This is a genomic window from Nonomuraea sp. NPDC050786, assembly GCF_040654115.1.
In the GTDB taxonomy this organism is placed as follows: Bacteria; Actinomycetota; Actinomycetes; order Streptosporangiales; family Streptosporangiaceae; genus Nonomuraea.
Map to the genome: position 1 here is coordinate 381,393 of NZ_JBFAHJ010000002.1, position 15,722 is coordinate 397,114.

Consider the following 15,722-nt stretch of genomic DNA (forward strand, 5'->3'; position numbering starts at 1 on the left):
ACGACAACGACCGAGCGGGCATTCCATGCTGTTGTTGACAGTGTAATAATGACAGTGTCATGGTGGAGGTATGAGCGACACCTGGACCATCGGCGAACTGGCCGAGCACGCGGCGCGCGCCCTGCGCAGCGGCGCGGCACCTGCCAACGGCCGGGTCCGCGACGTGCCCGGAGAGCGGCTGATCAGGTGGTACACGACGATCGGCCTGGTGGACCCGCCTCTGACCAGGCGTGGCAGGATCGCCCAGTACGGCCGGAGACACCTGCTGCAGCTCGTGGCCGTCAAGCGCCTGCAGGCGGCCGGCCACTCGATCGCCCAGATCCAGGCGGCCCTGACCGGCGCCACGGACCGCATGCTGGAGGCCACGGCCGGTCTGGCCCCCGCCCCCGGCTCACCGGACGGGCCCTCCCACTCCAGCCCGGGACCCATGACGTCGAGCGACGCGCTGGGACCTGACATCGCCGTCGGGCCGGGCGCCACCCCGAGACCGGCCGCCGCTCCGAGGCCGGACACGACACCTCGGGCGGACGCGGCGCCCAGCACCGGTGGGGCGGCTTGGCTGGAGGACGCGCTGCACGGCGAGGCGCCGCTGAGGCACGGGCCGGCGGCCGCCTACCACGCGAGGCCGGAAGCCGACGCCACGCACGACGGCACCGGTGCCACGCACGCCGATCCGCGACGCGACACCCGCGCCGCTCACGACGGCGCCGGACCGGGCACCGATGCCCGAACGGACGATGCAGGCGCTGCTACCGGCACCGATGCCGAGCGTGGCAGCGCCGCAGGCAAGCACAGCACCGTCGAGCGCCGGGATGCCCAGCACGGTGCGACCGAGCGGCGCGCGACTGAGCGCGACACCGCCCAGCCCGACGCGCCCGACCCCAGCGCGGCTCAGCGCGACACCACCCAGCCCGACGCGCCCGAGCGCAGCGCGGCTCAGCCTGACCCCGCCCAGCCTGACGCGACGGAGCGCAGTGCGGCCGAGCTTGATGCGATGTGGGCCGATGACGACGTGGCACAGGCCACGACCGGCGCCGAGTACCCCGGAGACGGCGCAGCGCGGGCCGGTGGGGAGCACACCAGGGGGCGGTTCTGGGCTGATCGGCACGGGCAGGCGGCCGCACGGGCTCCGGGGGCGGCCGGTCAAGGGACTACTGGTCAAGGGACTACTGGTCAAGGGACTACTGGTCAAGGGACAACTGGTCCATGGGCTCCCGGTCAAGGGGCGGCCCACGAGGGACCGGCTGCCCCGGTGGTCACAGGGGTCAGGCTGGCGGACGGGGTGCGGCTCGTGCTGGACGCGGGCCGGGTCCCCTCCGAGGAGGACGTTCAGGCGGTGCTCGCGGCGGCGGCGCCGCTGCTCGCGGTGCTCGAAGAGAGGGAACTCAGATGAACATCACTTCGCTGGAGCCCGCACGGTGCCTGCCGGTGCCGGAGGCCGGGTTCGGCGCGCTGCGGACGGAACGCGGCAACCTGCCGCTGGAGAGCGTGGACGTGGCCGCCGACATCTCAGGGCTCATCGCCGGGGTCGAGGTCACGCAGGGGTTCAGGAACCCGTTCGACGTCACGCTCGAGGCCACGTACGTCTTCCCGCTGCCTGACAGGGCGGCCGTCACCGCGTTCAGGATGGAGGCCGACGACCGGGTCGTCGAGGGCGTGCTGAAAGAGCGCGCCCAGGCCAGGGCCGACTACGACCAGGCGCTGCGCGAGGGCAGGCGGGCGGCGATCGCCGAGGAGGACCGGCCCGACGTGTTCACGATCAGGGTGGGCAACATCCTGCCCGGCGAGCGCGTCTCGGTCAGGCTGACCATGAGCCAGCCGCTGCCGTACGAGGACGGCGCGGCCACGTTCCGCTTCCCGCTGGTCGTGGCCCCGCGCTACATCCCGGGCAGCCCCATCGACGGCCCGCCCGTCGGCGACGGGGCCGCGCCCGACACCGACGCCGTGCCCGACGCGTCCCGGATCAGCCCGCCCGTCCTGCTGCCCGGCTTCCCCGACCCCGTGCGCCTGTCGCTGCGCGCGACCGTGGACGCGGCCGGGCTCGAGCTGCGCGAGCTGGCCTCCAGCCTGCACGTGGTCGAGGAGGAGGGCGACACGGTACGGCTGCGCCCGGGCGAGCGGCTCGACCGCGACTTCATCCTGCGGATGTCGTTCGACGCGTCCACGTCGCTGCAACTGGACGGGCGCGGGACGTTCGCGCTCACCGTCGTGCCGCCGCCGCTTCAGTCCACGCGCACGCCGCGCGACCTGGTGCTGGTGCTCGACCGCTCGGGCAGCATGGGCGGCTGGAAGATGGTCACCGCGCGCAGGGCCGCCGCCCGCATCGTCGACACGCTGACCGAGCAGGACAGGTTCGCGGTGCTGACGTTCGACTCCGTGGTGGAGGAGGCGTTCGAGGGGCTGGTGGAGGCGTCGGACCGCAACCGGTACCGCGCCGTCGAACACCTCGCCCGCGTGGACGCCCGGGGCGGCACCGAGCTGCTGGAGCCGCTGCGCCGGGCCATCGCGCTCCTAGGCTCCCGCGACGGGCGCGAACGCGTCGTGGTGCTGGTCACCGACGGCCAGGTGGGCCACGAGGACCAGATCCTGGAGCAGGTCGGCGGCGCGCTGTCGGCGATGCGCGTGCACACGGTCGGCATCGACCGCGCCGTGAACGCCGGCTTCCTCGGCCGCCTCGCCGGGCTCGGCGCGGGCCGGTGCGAGCTGGTCGAGTCGGAGGACCGGCTGGACGCCGCCATGGAGCAGATCCACCGCAGGATCGGCGCTCCCCTGGTGACCGACCTCTCGCTCAAGGGCCTCGACGTCGAACCCGGCACGGTCACCCATCTGGGGTCGATCTTCCCCGGGGTGCCGCTGCGCGTGTACGGGCGCTGTCGCGAGGGCTCCTCGCTGACCGTACGCGGGATGGCCGCGGACGGGCCGTGGGAGGAGCAGGTCACGGGCGTGACGGTGGACAGTCCGGCCATCCGCGCCGTCTGGGCCCGCGCGCACCTGCGCGAGCTCGAGGACCGGTACGCCATGGGCGAGCACGACCTGGAGCCCAGGATCGTACGGACCTCGCTCGAGTACGGCGTGCTCTGCCGTTTCACCGCGTACGTGGCGATCGACACCAGGCAGGTCGCCGAGGGCGCTCCGGAACACCGCGTCATCCAGCCGGTCGAACCACCGAGCGGTTGGGAGCCGCCGCAGGCCCCGCCGATGATGGGCTTCACGGCGCGCGCGGCGGTGATGGCCGCCCCGCCGATGGGCGCCCAGCGGATGCATCTCCCGCAGCCGGGCCTCGGCGACCTGGATCAGGGGCTGCTGGCCGGTGGCCCGGCCGGGGCCACCGAGGGCTTCGGCGTCTCCCCGATGCCCGGACAGCCGCCCGCGGCGCCCGCGCCCTCCGTGCCCGGTGGCGGGGTGCGCGGCCCGGGGTGGGGCCGGCCGGGTGGCCGGTCGCCCAGACCCGCGCAGCCGCTGGATTCGGTCAGGCCGCAACTGGTGGCCGAGCTCGACCGGCTGAAGGCGCTGCCCGTGGCCGATCTGCTGTACCTGGCGGACCTGGGGTCGCGGCTGGCGGCGCTGGCGGCGTACCTCGGCAGGAACGAGCAGCTGGAGGCGCTGGCCCGCGAGCTGGAGTCCGCCGAGCGGCCGGGCGCCGACGCCCAGGCCCTGCACGACCGGGCCGTGGAGGTCCTCACGGCCCTCGTGGGCGACGACCCGGGCTCATCAGGTCGCCGCGGCTCCTTCTGGAAGCGCACGTAGGAGGCGCGTGCCGTTCGGCGGTACGAGCGCTCGGCCCGTGCCGGTGGCGGTGGCATGCGAAGCGCCGATCGTGGCGCCGCGCGAGCGTGCGACCCTGTCCGGTGGCGGTGGCGTGCGAAGCGCCGATCGTGGCGCCGCACCGTGCGCCGCGCGAGTGCTCGTACCCTGGATGCGTGACTGCACTTGTCCTGGACGGCGGCCTGTCCACCCAGCTCGAACGGCTCGGCGCCGACCTCGGCGACGAGCTCTGGTCCGCGCGGCTGCTGCTGGAGCAGCCCGAGCTGATCAGGCGCGTGCACGCCGACTACTTCGCGGCGGGCGCCGACGTGGCCACGACCGCCAGCTACCAGGCCACGATCCCGGGCTTCCTGCGGCGCGGGCTGGACGTGGCGACGGCCGAGCGGCTGATCAGGCTGTCGGTGGAGCTCGCCGCCCAGGCGCGCGACGAGGCCGGTCGCGGGCTGGTGGCGGCCTCGGTCGGCCCGTACGGCGCCTACCTGGCCAACGGCGCCGAGTACACCGGCGACTACGGCCTCGACGAGGAGGGCCTGTTCGAGTGGCATCTGCCGCGCTGGGAGATCCTCGCCTCGGCCGGGGCCGACCTGCTGGCCTGCGAGACGATCCCGTCATATCCGGAGGCGCGGACGCTGGTCAGGCTGCTGGCCCGCACGCCCGAGGTGAAGGCGTGGGTGAGCTTCTCCTGCCGTGACGGGGAGCGGCTCAACGACGGCACGCCCATCCGCGAGGCGGCCGCGCTGTTCGCCGGAAACCCGCAGGTGGTGGCCGTGGGCGCCAACTGCACCGCGCCGCGGCACATCCCCGGGCTGATCTCGTGCCTGGCAGGCGGGCCGCCCGTGGTGGTCTACCCCAACTCGGGCGAGACCTGGGACGCGGGGCACCGGCGGTGGCTGGGGCTGGCCGATCCGGTGGAGTTCGGGCAGGCGGCCAAGGAGTGGCAGAAGGCGGGCGCGTCGTTGATCGGCGGGTGCTGCCGTACCACTCCTGAGCACATCGCGCAGATCCGCGCCCACCTGTCCTGAGGCCCCGATGCGCGAACGGACCCCGCGTGCGCGAGGTCCGTTCGCGGGCGAGGTGCGCTAGGCGGCCACCGCCGCGGCGCTGCGGCGGCGGCCCAGGACGCTGTCGAGGGCCAGCGCGCCCCCGCCCGTGAACCCGATGGCCAGGCTGGCGGCCGCCAGCGCCAGGACATACTCGTAGCCGCCCTCGCCGACGGCGAAGCCACCCGAGGCGTGCACGAACACGATGGCGCCCACCATGTCGAGGGCCAGCAGCGCGCCCGCGATCGGCAGTGCCGCGCCGAGGATCAGCGCCAGGCCGCCCACCACCTCCAGCACCGCCACGGCCGGAGCGGCCACGGACGCCAGCGGGATGCCCGCGGACTCGAAGAACTTGGTCGTGCCCGCGATCCCCATGGTGGCGAACTTCTGGTAGCCGTGCACGAGGAAGATCACTCCGATGGCGATCCTCGCGAGGAGCAGGACGACGGGGCGGGCCTGGTCGATCATTGGAGCTCCTTGGGAGAGTCGTTCACATTTCAACCACACCCTAGCATCGATCGTTCAAAATTGAACAGCACGTAGAATGGGCCGGTGACAGACCCCCGATGGCTGGACGCGACGGAGATGGCGGCGTGGCGCGCCTTCCTGTCCACTTCCCACCTGCTCGAGCGGCGTATCGAGGAGCAGCTCAAGGCCGCGGCCGGGCTGACGCACCCGCAGTACGAGATCCTGGTACGGCTCGCCGAAGCCCCCGGACATCAGATGCGCATGACCGAGCTGTCCAGGGGCGCGGTGGTGTCGAAGAGCGCGCTGACGTACCAGATCACCCAGCTCGAGAAGGCCGGCATGGTGGAACGTGCCAAATGCCCCGGCGACGAGCGCGGAGTGCTGGCGGTGCTCACCGAGGCGGGCCTGCGCTGCCTGGAACGGGTGGCCCCGGGGCACGTGGAGGTCGTGCGCGAGTATCTGATCGACCGGCTCAGCCGGGAGGAGCTGCAGGCGATGACCACCGCCATGCAGAAGACCGAGGCGGTCCTGCGCTCCCGCAGGTGAGGTCAGCTCTTGGCGGCGGCAGCCGCGCGCGCGGCGCGCTCCATCTCGACACGCGCGCTGGCGGCGTACTTGTCGACGTATTCCTGGCCGGAGAGCTCCATCAGCGCGTACATGATCTCGTCGGTCACGGCGCGCAGCACCAGCCGGTCGTCCTCCATCCCGTAGTAGCGGGAGAAGTCGAGCGGCTTGCCGAACTTGACGCCGGGCCGGATGCCGAGCTTGGGCAGCGGCCGCCCCGGCGGCATCATCTCGTAGGTGTTGACCATCGCCCACGGGATGACCGGCGCCCGTGACTCCAGGGCGAGCCGGGCCACGCCCGTCTTGCCCTTGTAGAGCCGCCCGTCGGGCGAGCGGGTGCCCTCGGGGTAGATGCCCAGGATGTGGCCCTCGCGCAGGATGCGCAGGCCGGTGCGGAGCGCCGCCTCGCTGGCCTTGCCGCCCGAGCGGTCGATCGGCACGGTGCCGACGCCGCTGAAGAACAGGCGGGTGAAGAAGCCCTTGATGCCGCGCCCGGTGAAGTAGTCGGCCTTGCCGAGCGAGATGACCTTGCGACGGATCTGCAGCGGCCCGAAGAAGTGGTCGGCGAACGACAGATGGTTGCCGGCCAGGATCGCGGGCCCCTGTTTGGGCACGTTTTCCGCGCCCTCCGTCCACGGCCGGAATATGGCGAGGAGGAACGGACTCAAGATGGCCTTGACCACCCAGTAGAACACCCCGGCACCTCTTCTCCAGCACGTTGCGGGCGACCCAGAGTCATCTTCCCATCCCGAAGGCCATGCTCCTACATCAGCTCTCGCACAAACACCCCGGAACGTGCGACGATCGGGCAGTTCCGGGATGAAATTCCGTCAAGGAGCTGTTATGCCGCTCATGCCAGGCGCGGAGCCCTACCACCACGACGGAGGCCAGGTCGGTGTGCTGCTCTGCCATGGGTTCACCGGCACCCCGCAGTCGCTGCGGCCATGGGGGGAGTTCCTGGCCGGGCACGGGGTGAGCGTCTCGCTGCCCCGCCAGCCCGGTCACGGCACCACGTGGCAGGAGATGAACCGGACGCGCTGGGACGACTGGTACGCCGAGGTGGAGAAGGCGTTCGCGGACCTCCAGGGACGCTGCCAGAATGTGTTCGTGGCGGGGCTGTCGCTCGGGGGCTGCCTGGCGCTGCGCCTCGCCGAGGTGCACGGCGCGGCGATCAGCGGCGTGGTGGTGGTCAACCCGTCGATCGCCAACGACGTGCCGCTGCTCAGGCTCGCCCCGCTGATCAGGTGGTTCGTGCCGTCGGTGGCCGGCGTCGCGAACGACGTCAAGAAGCCCGGCGTGACCGAACTGGCCTACGCCCGCACCCCCGTGAAGGCGGCCGCGTCGCTGCCCTCGCTATGGTCGCTGGTGCAGGCGGACCTGGCGAAGGTGACACAACCGCTGCTGGTGTTCCACAGCGCGGAGGACCACGTGGTCAAGCCGACGAGCGTGGCGATCATCCGCGAGAAGGTCACGCAGGCCACGATCGAGGAGCTTACCGATAGCTACCATGTTGCGACGCTGGACAACGATGCCGACAGGATCTTTGCCGGGAGCCTCGACTTCATCCGGACACATGCCTCGGTACCCTTGCAGAGGGACTGATCGCACCCAGGGGGAAGTCGCGATCGTTGTGGAGAGGCCCATCTAGGTGACGCCCCAGAGTGAGGACGAGGTCTGGCGGCAGATCGTCGCGTCCTTCAACGACACCGCCGAGCGCGACTCGGCCGACCAGCCATGGCCGGACAGCGAGAACATCCCCCCTGAGCCCACCCGCCGGGTCGTGAAACCCTCCGAGGAGCCCTCGCCCGACGAGGACGCCGAGGATGAGGAGGACGGGGAGGAGGAGGGGCACTTCGAGCCGCCCCCGCCGCCTCCGCTGCCCAAGCTCGACCTGACGACCAAGCTGGCGTGGGTGGCGCTGTTCGGCGGCCCCGCGTACCTTCTCGTCGCCGCGATGGCGAGCTGGCACATGGAGGGATGGGCGCTGTTCACGGCGGTGGCGGCGTTCATCGGCGGGTTCGTGGCGCTGGTGGTGCGCATGGGCGACGGGCCCCCCAACGACTCGGGCTGGGACGACGGCGCCGTCCTGTGACCGCCCGCCCCGGCCCGGCCCTCACGCCCGCGACGCCCATCCCCTGACCTCGCGCCCAGCCTGACGTCTGCGGTGCGGTCCCCTGGCCTGATGTCTGCGGCGCCGTGAACCGGTGCTCATGCCTGTCCGCCGAAGGACCGCCGGCCGTGACCGAGGTTCCTTTAAGGGAAGGCGGGACGGCGGTCCCCCGGGGCGTCAGGACTTCGAGGTGACGCTCTTGGGGGCGAACGACTCCACCACGTCGGTGTAGCGGTCGCGGGTGTCGACCGCGTGCCCCACACCCCACACCGCGCCCTTGCCGGCGAGGTAGGCCACCGCCTGGAGCCGCACGCTGCTCCTGTCCTTCTGGGCGACCCCGCGGATGGTCTCGCAGTCGCCCTTCTCGCACCGCAGCATGAACGGCTCCGTGGGCCGCGACGGGTCGTAGCCGGCCATCCAGTAGCGGCCCTTGCCGTCACCGGTCACGCCGTAGAGCCGGGCGGCGGAGTCGGGCAGCGGCTGCTCGCGCCAGCGCTTGCCGTTCCAGGTCAGCATGAGGGGCGAGATGTCGCCCGGCCCGCGGTAGACGCCGCCGACGGCCACCGCCCGCTTGGCGCTGTCGGCCTGCACGTCACGCAGGTAGCCGCCGGGGATCGAGGGCAGCGGCATGGACTTCCACGACCCGCCCGAGTAGTGCATGATCAGCGGCTCGACGCCCGTGTCGCCGACGGCGAACCCGTTCGCCACCGCGTAGAGCGCGCCCTTCTCCTTGGTCTGCTGCACGGTCCAGGAACTGCCCTGGCCGGTGAGGATGAGGCCCTGCTTGTCGCGGCTGCCGACCGCCACGACCCGCCCCGACTTGGCGTCGACGCCGCCGAGCCAGTCTCCGGCCCGCAGCCCCTGCGGCCTGACCCGGTCGAACCCCGTCACGTCGCCGTGGGCGATGTACGGCAGCCCGTCGTGCCCGTCGCCGACCGCCCACACGTCGGACGCGGAGTCGGCGGCCAGCCCGCTCAGGTTGCCCGCGGACGCGGCGTCGCGGACGGGAACCTCGGACCAGCCGCTGCCGTCCCAGTGGCGGATGGTGCCGCGGTTCTTCCAGACGTCCCAGATCTCCTGCTGCCCGACGGCCCACACGTCGCTGGAGGAGACGGCGAGCACGTCGGAGAGCGAGCCGTCGGCCTGGAGGCGCACGCTGGTCGACTGCTGCCACGCCTCTATCGTGGCGGGGCGGCGAGGTTCGGCATGCGCGGCGGGCGTGGCCTGCGTCAAGGCCACGGACGTCGCCAAGATCAAGGAGAGCGCACGCCGCTGAGAGCGACGGGTCATGAGCAAATGCTACGGGCTGGGGGGCACGGCTTGCCCGTTAGTGCCCAACTCGCAACTCTGCGATAACCGGCAGATGGTCGCTGGCTGCGGCCAGATCGGCGATAGGGGCGTCCGCTCCCCCGCATGACACGACCCGCGCGTCGCGCGCGGCGAACACGCCGTCGATGCGCAGCGCGGGCCGTGCGGCCGTGAACGTCAGGCCGTCGCCCTCGGGCGCCACGGCGTAGCAGTCGGCCAGCCGCGCGGCGAGAAACCGCCAGGCGGGCTGGTGGGCCTGTTCGTTGAGGTCGCCGCCGAGCACGATCGTCGCCCCGAAGCGGCCGGCCGCCCGCTCCATCAGCGCCACGGCCTCGGCGGCGTGGTGCACCCTGGCCGGGCCGTTCAGATCCAGATGGAGGGAGCCGACCGCCAGGCGGGCCCCGTCCACCTCCAGCACGGCGAGCGCGAGCGCGCGCCGCTCCAGCCCGAGGAAGACCCGCAGCGCGTGGCTCTCGGCGTGCAGCACCCTGACGCGCGGGCCGGCGAACACGGCCACGCCGCCGACCCGGCCGGGAGTGGCGACGCGCAGGCCCGCCCCGGCGGCCAGGGCGGCGCGCCGGGGCTTCCTGAGCCTGGGCGCCTCCTGCACGCAGAGCACGTCGGCGCGCATGGCGGTGATCACCCTGGTCAACGCGGGCACGCTGTCGCGCATCCCGCGTACGTTGTAGGTCGCGACCCTGATCGTCACCACCTGACCGTCAGCACCCGGCCCACCAGCACCCGGCCCGCCAGCACCCGGCCCGTCAGCGCTGCCTGGCCAGGTCGGCCGCGCCCACCACCCCCGCGGAGGCGCCCAGCTCGGCCAGCCTGATCTCGGCGAGCGGCCGGTGGCCGTGGCCGGTCACCCGCTCGGCGAAGGCCTGGCGCGCCCGGTCGATGAACAGGTCGGCGGCACGGGAGACGCCGCCGCCCACGATGAAGCAGCCGGGATCGAGGACGCCGGCCAGGTCGGCCATGCCCTGGCCCAGCCAGTCGGCCAGGCTGGCGAACGCGGCCAGCGAGGCCTCGTCGCCCAGCCGCGCGGCCTCGGTCACCTCCTCGCCCTCGATCTTGCCGCCGGCCAGCCCGAGGAGGATCTTGGCCTGCTCGGGGTGCGCGTCGGCGATCTCCCTGGCGTCCTTGACGAGGGCCTGGCCGCTGGCGTACTGCTCCCAGCAGCCGACGTTGCCGCAGCCGCACTGCCGCCCGCCGGGGAGGACCTGCATGTGACCCATCTCGGCGCCCATGCCCCAGCGGCCCCGGTAGAGGACACCGTCGAAGACCAGGCCGCCGCCGATGCCGGTGCCGAGCGTGATGCAGACCACGTGGGACTGGCCCCGCCCGGCGCCGAACCTGGTCTCGCCCCAGGCCATCGCGTTGGCGTCGTTCTCGATCACGACCGGCAGGCCGACGAGGTCGCTGATCTTCTTCTGCAGCGGCTCGTCGCGCCAGGCGAGGTTGGGAGCGAAGCGCACCATCGAGCGGGTCTCGTCGACGAACCCGGCGGCGCCGACCCCGACGGCCTCGATGGTCCTGCCCGCGCTCAGCTCGCGAACGACGTCGGCGACCGTCTCGGCCACCACGTCGGGACGGTCGGCGGCGGTGGGCCTCAACGTGTGTTCGACGATCTGACCCTTGTCGTCGACCACACCGGCGGCCACCTTGGTCCCGCCGATGTCGACACCGATCGTGAGCATTGCCCCTTTTTCTCCCTATCCCAAATCTATGTGTTCCACGTTGTCGTGGCGGTCCTGGCGGTCCTGGCGGTTCTGGCGGTCACGGTCGTCGCGCGGCCCGCGGGGGGCCGGCTTGCTGATCGCGTCGATCGCGCCCCGGAACGCGGCGAACAGCTCGCCGCCCGCCGCCATCAGGTGCCCGGTCACGTCGCCGCCCGACTCGCGCTGCGCCGCGATGGCCCGGCACCACGGGCAGGCGCGGCAGATGTACTCGTCGTGGGGCTCGGACACGGCCTCCTCCCACACGTCACGCTCGCGGCGGCCGCCGCCGCCGGTGAACGAGTTGAACACGCTCTTGCCGACCTGGCGGGTGGCCCGCCCCTGGATCGACTCGAACAGCTTGCGCGCCTCGTCGGCGACGGTGCCGATCGGGTCTCTGTCGTTGTCGCTGCTGTTGTTGCTCTCGGTCATGGGCCCTCCCTGCCTCTGGGGTCGCTCATCCTCCTCAACTCATCAGGACGCGGATTCGCTCCCCGGGCTGAAACCTACCCGCAGCACGCCGTCCCGGAGCGCCGCTCCACTGATCTTCCTGCGGGACAGCGCGGTGGGCAGCGCCAGGATCCTCCGGTACGGCCCCGCCGTGACGATCAGCTCGTCGCCCTTGCGGGCCAGGTCGACGTCGCCGCGGTCGGCGCCGGGCAGGGCGAGCACCAGCTCGTCGGCGCTCATCCGCAGTGGCGGCTCGACGGCGTGGGCGGCGAACGGGTCGGAGTCGCCGTACATCGCCTCGCCGACCGAGGCCAGCGCGTCCGTGCCGACGGGCTCGGCGGGCAGGTAGGGGACCACGTGGATGGGCAGCGGCGCGAACGACTGCTCCGCCTCGGCCAGCAGCCGCGTCTGCGCCGCCGCCCACTGGGCGCGCCACTCGTCGGCGCCGTCGGAGGGGAAGACCCGGTTGGCGATGACGGCGTCGACGCGGTAGCCGTACAGGCTGAGCGAGGTGAGGGTGCGTCTGGCCTCGGCGAGCACCACGGACTCCGGCGTGAACACCAGCCGGACCGAGGCGTGGTCGCCGGTGAGCAGCTCGCGGACCTCCATGAGGCCGCGGTGCAGGCGCTCGCCCGCGCTCATGACCTCCTCGCCGGGCGCGCTGACGTGGGCCACGCTGCGCACGAACGGCGAGACGAGCCGCACCAGCTTGCGGCCGACCGGCAGGAGCCTGCTGACGTGCCAGTCGAGCGCCTCGGGCAGGGCCAGCAGCCGCAGCGTCTCGGCGGTGGGCGCGCAGTCGACCACGATCACGTCCCAGCGGCCCTCGCGGGCGTGCTCGCGCAGCTCGAGCAGGGCGATGACCTCCTCGGCGCCGGGCAGCACGGTGATCTCCTCGGAGGTGATCTCGTCGAGGCCCAGCTCGCCCAGCACCCCCTTGGCGTACTGCTGCAGCTCGCCCCAGTGGTGCTCCAGCGACTTCTGCGTGTCGACCTGGTGGAGGTGGAGGCCCGGCGCGATCTCTCCGGGCTCCACGGCGAGCGCGTCGGCCAGCGAGTGCGCGGTGTCGGTCGAGACCACCAGCGTCTTGAGCCCGCGCCTGGCGGCGAGCGTGGCCGTGGCGGCGGCGGCCGTGGTCTTGCCGACGCCGCCCTTTCCCGTGAAGAGCAGGACCCGGGGACTCAACTCAGCGACCTTCGACGCGCTTCTTGAGGCCCTTGAGCGCGGTGTCCACGATCACCTTCTCCGCCTTGCGCTTGACCAGGCCGATCATGGGGACGCTGAGATCGACCGTGAGCTCGTACGTCACCTCCGTGCCACTGCCCGTGTCGGCGAGCCGGTAACTCCCGCGGAGATCGGAGACCATCTTCCCCGGCTCGACCACCTTCCAGCTCACGCCGTCGTCGCCCTGCCAGGTGTAGCCGAGGGTGTAGGTGTCGCTGATCATGCCGGCGTCGAGGACGAACCGCACCGTCTCCGGCCTGCCGTCGCCGTCCATGGTGAGGACCTCGGCGCTCTTGACCTGCCCGGCCCACTCCGGGTACGTGGGGAAGTCCGCGATCACCGCCATGACCTCGGGCCGGCCTGCGCTGATGGTGGTGCTCGAAGTGGTGCGATCAGCCATGCGACCACCGTAGTGCACAACCCGCTACTTGCGATGGAGCCAACCTGTTGGACGGCGTCACCACTCGAGGACGAACGGGACGCCCCTTCCCCGGAAGTGGCCGACGTTCACGCATTCGGTGCGGCCGATGCGGGCGCGCGCGTGGAGCGGGTTGTGCACGTGCCCGAACAGGGCATAGCGCGGCTGCGTACGCCTGATCGCCTCCAGGGTGGCCTGGCTGCCGCGCTCGAACCTCCTGGCCACGACGTCGTAGAGCAGCTCGGGCACGGCCGGCGGGATGTGGCAGCAGAGCACGTCGACCTCGCCGACCGCCTCGACCTTGGCGGCGTACTCCTCGTCGCCGATCTCGTACGGCGTGCGGTAGGCCGTCCGCAGCCCGCCGCCCACGAACCCGAAGCGCAGGCCGCCGATCTCCGCCACCTCCCCGTCGAGCACCTGGAGGCCCGGCCGGAGATAGTCGGCCCACAGGCGCGGCAGGTCCACGTTGCCGTACGTCAGGTAGGCCGGGGTGGGCATGGCGGCGAAGAGGGTCTCGTACTGGGAGCGCACGCGGCGTTCGATGTGCTCGCGCGGGTCGCCGTCGAGCGTGGCCCACAGGCGCGCGGACATGGCCCTGGCCTCGTCGAACCGCTTGGCCGTGCGCAGCGCGATGAACTCGGCGGCCTGCTCCGCGCCGAACAGGTCGGGGAAGATGCCCTGCGCGTGGTCGTCGTAGTCGATGAAGAGGATCAGGTCGCCCAGGCAGACCAGCGCGTCCGCGCCGTCGCCCGCCCTGGCCAACGCGTCGGCTCTGCCGTGGACGTCGCTGACGACATGGACCTTCATGGAGCAAATCTTAAATGTCCGGCTGCTAGCGTGAGCGTTGAGACTACCCGTCCGTAACTTGACGCGGTAACGTCCAGGCGGTCCCCGAAGAGGAGTTTGATCCGTGCGCGAGTACAGCGTTCCCGTCCTGGTCGATGTGCCTGCTTCCGCCAGCCTGTCCGACATCGTCTTCCGGCGGGCCGAGCAGGAGCCGGGCGCCGTGGTGATGCGCCGCAAGAGCGGCGCCGGCTGGCCGGCGGTCACCGCGTCGGAGTTCCGCGACCAGGTGGTCGAGGTGGCCAAGGGACTGATCGCGGCGGGGATCTCGCGCGGCGACCGGGTCGCGCTGATGTCGCGCACCCGGTACGAGTGGACGCTGGTCGACTACGCCGTCTGGACGGTCGGGGCGGTCACCGTGCCGATCTACGAGACGTCCTCGGCCGAGCAGGTCCGGTGGATCTTGTCCGACAGCGAGGCCAAGGCGGTCTTCGTCGAGCTGGACGAGCACGAGGAGACCGTCAGGGAGGCCGCGCCCGAGCTGAAGCAGGTCTGGCGGATCGACGGCGCCCTGGACACAGGCGACGTCTCCGACGCCGACGTGGACGAGCGGCGCGAACAGGTGGTCACCGCCGACCTCGCCACGGTCGTCTACACCTCGGGCACCACCGGACGTCCCAAGGGCTGCCGCATCACCCACGACAACCTGCTCTTCACCGCGCTCAACGTGCTGCGCGGCCCGCTGGAGCCGCTGTTCGCCACTAAGGACCCGGCGGCGCTGCTGTTCCTGCCGCTGGCGCACATCCTCGCCCGGATCATCCAGGTGGTGCTGCTCGAGGCGGGCGCGGTCATCGCGCACACCCCCAACATGAAGAACGTCGCCCCCGACCTGCAGGACTTCCGGCCCACGTTCCTGCTGGGCGTGCCCCGGGTGTTCGAGAAGGTCTACAACGGCGCCGAGCAGAAGGCCATCGCGGGCGGCAAGGGCAAGATCTTCGCCCGCGCCGTGGACGTGGCGATGGACGCGAGCCGCGCCTCCGCCGCCGGCGCGCCGCTCGGGCTCCGGCTGAAGCACGCGCTCTTCGACCGGCTGGTCTACGCCAAGCTCCGCGCGGCCACGGGCGGCCGCCTCTCGGCCGCGGTCTCCGGCGGCGGCGCGCTCGGCGAGCGGCTCGGCCACTTCTTCAGGGGCGTAGGCATCGAGGTCTTCGAGGGGTACGGCCTGACGGAGACCACAGGACCGTGCACGGTCAACATGCCGTACGCCAACAAGATCGGCACGGTCGGCAAGCCGCTGCCCGGCGTGACCCTGCGCATCGCCGACGACGGGGAGATCCTGGCCAAGGGCAGGAACGTCTTCCACGGCTACTGGAAGAACGACGAGGCCACCGCCGACGCGATCGACGACGGCGGCTGGTTCCACACGGGCGACATCGGCGAGCTGGACGCCGACGGCTACCTGCGGATCACGGGGCGCAAGAAGGAGATCCTGGTGACCGCGGCGGGCAAGAACGTCGCCCCCGGGCCGCTGGAGGACGCGCTGCGCGCCCACCCGCTGATCTCCCAGGCCATGATCGTCGGCGACGGCCGCCCCTTCGTCGCCGCCCTGATCACGCTCGACCCCGAGGCCGTGCCCGCCGGATCCGCCGTGGCGGAGCTGCGCAAGGACGCCGCGGTGCTGGCGGACGTCCAGGCGGCGGTGGACCGGGCTAACCTGCAGGTGTCGAAGGCCGAGCAGATCAAGAAGTTCCTGATCCTGGAGAACGACATCACCGAGGACAGCGGGCACCTGACGCCCACGCTGAAGGTCAAGCGCAACCTGGTCATGCGCGACTTCGCCAAGGAGATCGACGAGCTCTACGACGGGAAGTAGCCCG

General features: G+C 72.1%; 16 protein-coding genes. 7 read left to right on the plus strand and 9 right to left on the minus strand.

What is annotated here, in order from left to right; all coding sequences use genetic code 11:
• Window positions 1-70: 70 nt before the first annotated feature.
• The 3 genes from AB0H84_RS06145 (at window position 71) to mmuM (ending at window position 4,787) form a co-directional block, all read left to right on the plus strand.
• Window positions 71-1,393 (plus strand): MerR family transcriptional regulator, encoded by a 1,323-nt coding sequence (locus tag AB0H84_RS06145; protein ID WP_357598849.1) that lies wholly within the window; start codon window positions 71-73, stop codon window positions 1,391-1,393.
• Window positions 1,390-3,747 carry a VIT domain-containing protein gene (locus AB0H84_RS06150; RefSeq protein WP_357598852.1) on the plus strand — a complete coding sequence of 786 codons (2,358 nt, stop codon included), beginning with the start codon at window positions 1,390-1,392 and terminating at the stop codon, window positions 3,745-3,747. Before AB0H84_RS06145 ends, AB0H84_RS06150 begins: the two co-directional genes overlap by 4 nt.
• Before the next feature lie 173 nt (window positions 3,748-3,920).
• Window positions 3,921-4,787, plus strand: coding sequence for a homocysteine S-methyltransferase (mmuM, locus tag AB0H84_RS06155; RefSeq protein WP_357598855.1), 867 nt, complete (start codon window positions 3,921-3,923; stop codon window positions 4,785-4,787).
• Between the two features lie 57 nt (window positions 4,788-4,844).
• Here mmuM and AB0H84_RS06160 read toward each other — a convergent pair whose 3' ends face one another.
• Entirely contained in the window at window positions 4,845-5,273 is a 429-nt protein-coding gene (locus tag AB0H84_RS06160; RefSeq protein WP_357598858.1) for a DoxX family protein, read from the minus strand.
• A gap of 84 nt (window positions 5,274-5,357) precedes the next feature.
• Here AB0H84_RS06160 and AB0H84_RS06165 point away from each other — a divergent pair, with 84 nt between their 5' ends.
• A complete protein-coding gene (locus AB0H84_RS06165; RefSeq protein WP_357598861.1) occupies window positions 5,358-5,819 on the plus strand; it encodes a MarR family transcriptional regulator in 462 nt (153 codons plus the stop codon).
• Window positions 5,820-5,821: 2 nt separating this feature from the next.
• Here AB0H84_RS06165 and AB0H84_RS06170 read toward each other — a convergent pair whose 3' ends face one another.
• Entirely contained in the window at window positions 5,822-6,532 is a 711-nt protein-coding gene (locus tag AB0H84_RS06170; RefSeq protein WP_357598864.1) for a lysophospholipid acyltransferase family protein, read from the minus strand.
• 148 nt (window positions 6,533-6,680) lie between these two features.
• Here AB0H84_RS06170 and AB0H84_RS06175 point away from each other — a divergent pair, with 148 nt between their 5' ends.
• Together AB0H84_RS06175 and AB0H84_RS06180 are read left to right on the plus strand one after the other, a co-directional pair.
• Window positions 6,681-7,439 carry an alpha/beta fold hydrolase gene (locus tag AB0H84_RS06175; protein WP_357598866.1) on the plus strand — a complete coding sequence of 253 codons (759 nt, stop codon included), beginning with the start codon at window positions 6,681-6,683 and terminating at the stop codon, window positions 7,437-7,439.
• Window positions 7,440-7,485: 46 nt separating this feature from the next.
• Window positions 7,486-7,929 carry a hypothetical protein gene (locus AB0H84_RS06180; RefSeq protein ID WP_357598868.1) on the plus strand — a complete coding sequence of 148 codons (444 nt, stop codon included), beginning with the start codon at window positions 7,486-7,488 and terminating at the stop codon, window positions 7,927-7,929.
• A 195-nt stretch (window positions 7,930-8,124) separates the two neighbouring features.
• On the opposite strand, the gene AB0H84_RS06185 is transcribed toward AB0H84_RS06180, so the two are convergent.
• From AB0H84_RS06185 to AB0H84_RS06215, 7 genes are read right to left on the minus strand one after another with little or no spacing between them, the layout of a single operon-like run.
• Complete coding sequence (locus AB0H84_RS06185; protein ID WP_357598871.1) at window positions 8,125-9,237, minus strand: hypothetical protein; 1,113 nt, start codon at window positions 9,235-9,237, stop codon at window positions 8,125-8,127.
• Between the two features lie 37 nt (window positions 9,238-9,274).
• Window positions 9,275-9,964: an endonuclease/exonuclease/phosphatase family protein gene (locus AB0H84_RS06190; protein ID WP_357598874.1), complete on the minus strand. Its 690-nt coding sequence runs from the start codon at window positions 9,962-9,964 to the stop codon at window positions 9,275-9,277.
• A gap of 55 nt (window positions 9,965-10,019) precedes the next feature.
• Complete coding sequence (locus AB0H84_RS06195) at window positions 10,020-10,952, minus strand: ROK family glucokinase (protein WP_357598877.1); 933 nt, start codon at window positions 10,950-10,952, stop codon at window positions 10,020-10,022.
• 15 nt (window positions 10,953-10,967) lie between these two features.
• Window positions 10,968-11,402, minus strand: a complete 435-nt coding sequence (locus AB0H84_RS06200) for a DUF5304 family protein (RefSeq protein ID WP_357598880.1) — start codon at window positions 11,400-11,402, stop codon at window positions 10,968-10,970.
• A 42-nt stretch (window positions 11,403-11,444) separates the two neighbouring features.
• Window positions 11,445-12,605 (minus strand): ArsA family ATPase, encoded by a 1,161-nt coding sequence (locus tag AB0H84_RS06205; protein WP_357598883.1) that lies wholly within the window; start codon window positions 12,603-12,605, stop codon window positions 11,445-11,447.
• Between the two features lies 1 nt (window position 12,606).
• The gene (locus tag AB0H84_RS06210; RefSeq protein ID WP_357598886.1) at window positions 12,607-13,044 is read right to left on the minus strand and encodes an SRPBCC family protein; all 438 of its coding nucleotides are present in this window, start codon (window positions 13,042-13,044) and stop codon (window positions 12,607-12,609) included.
• A 57-nt stretch (window positions 13,045-13,101) separates the two neighbouring features.
• Window positions 13,102-13,869 carry a metallophosphoesterase gene (locus tag AB0H84_RS06215; protein WP_357598889.1) on the minus strand — a complete coding sequence of 256 codons (768 nt, stop codon included), beginning with the start codon at window positions 13,867-13,869 and terminating at the stop codon, window positions 13,102-13,104.
• A gap of 103 nt (window positions 13,870-13,972) precedes the next feature.
• On the opposite strand from AB0H84_RS06215, the gene AB0H84_RS06220 reads away from it, so the two are divergent.
• Window positions 13,973-15,718 (plus strand): AMP-dependent synthetase/ligase, encoded by a 1,746-nt coding sequence (locus AB0H84_RS06220; RefSeq protein ID WP_357598892.1) that lies wholly within the window; start codon window positions 13,973-13,975, stop codon window positions 15,716-15,718.
• Window positions 15,719-15,722: the final 4 nt, after the last annotated feature.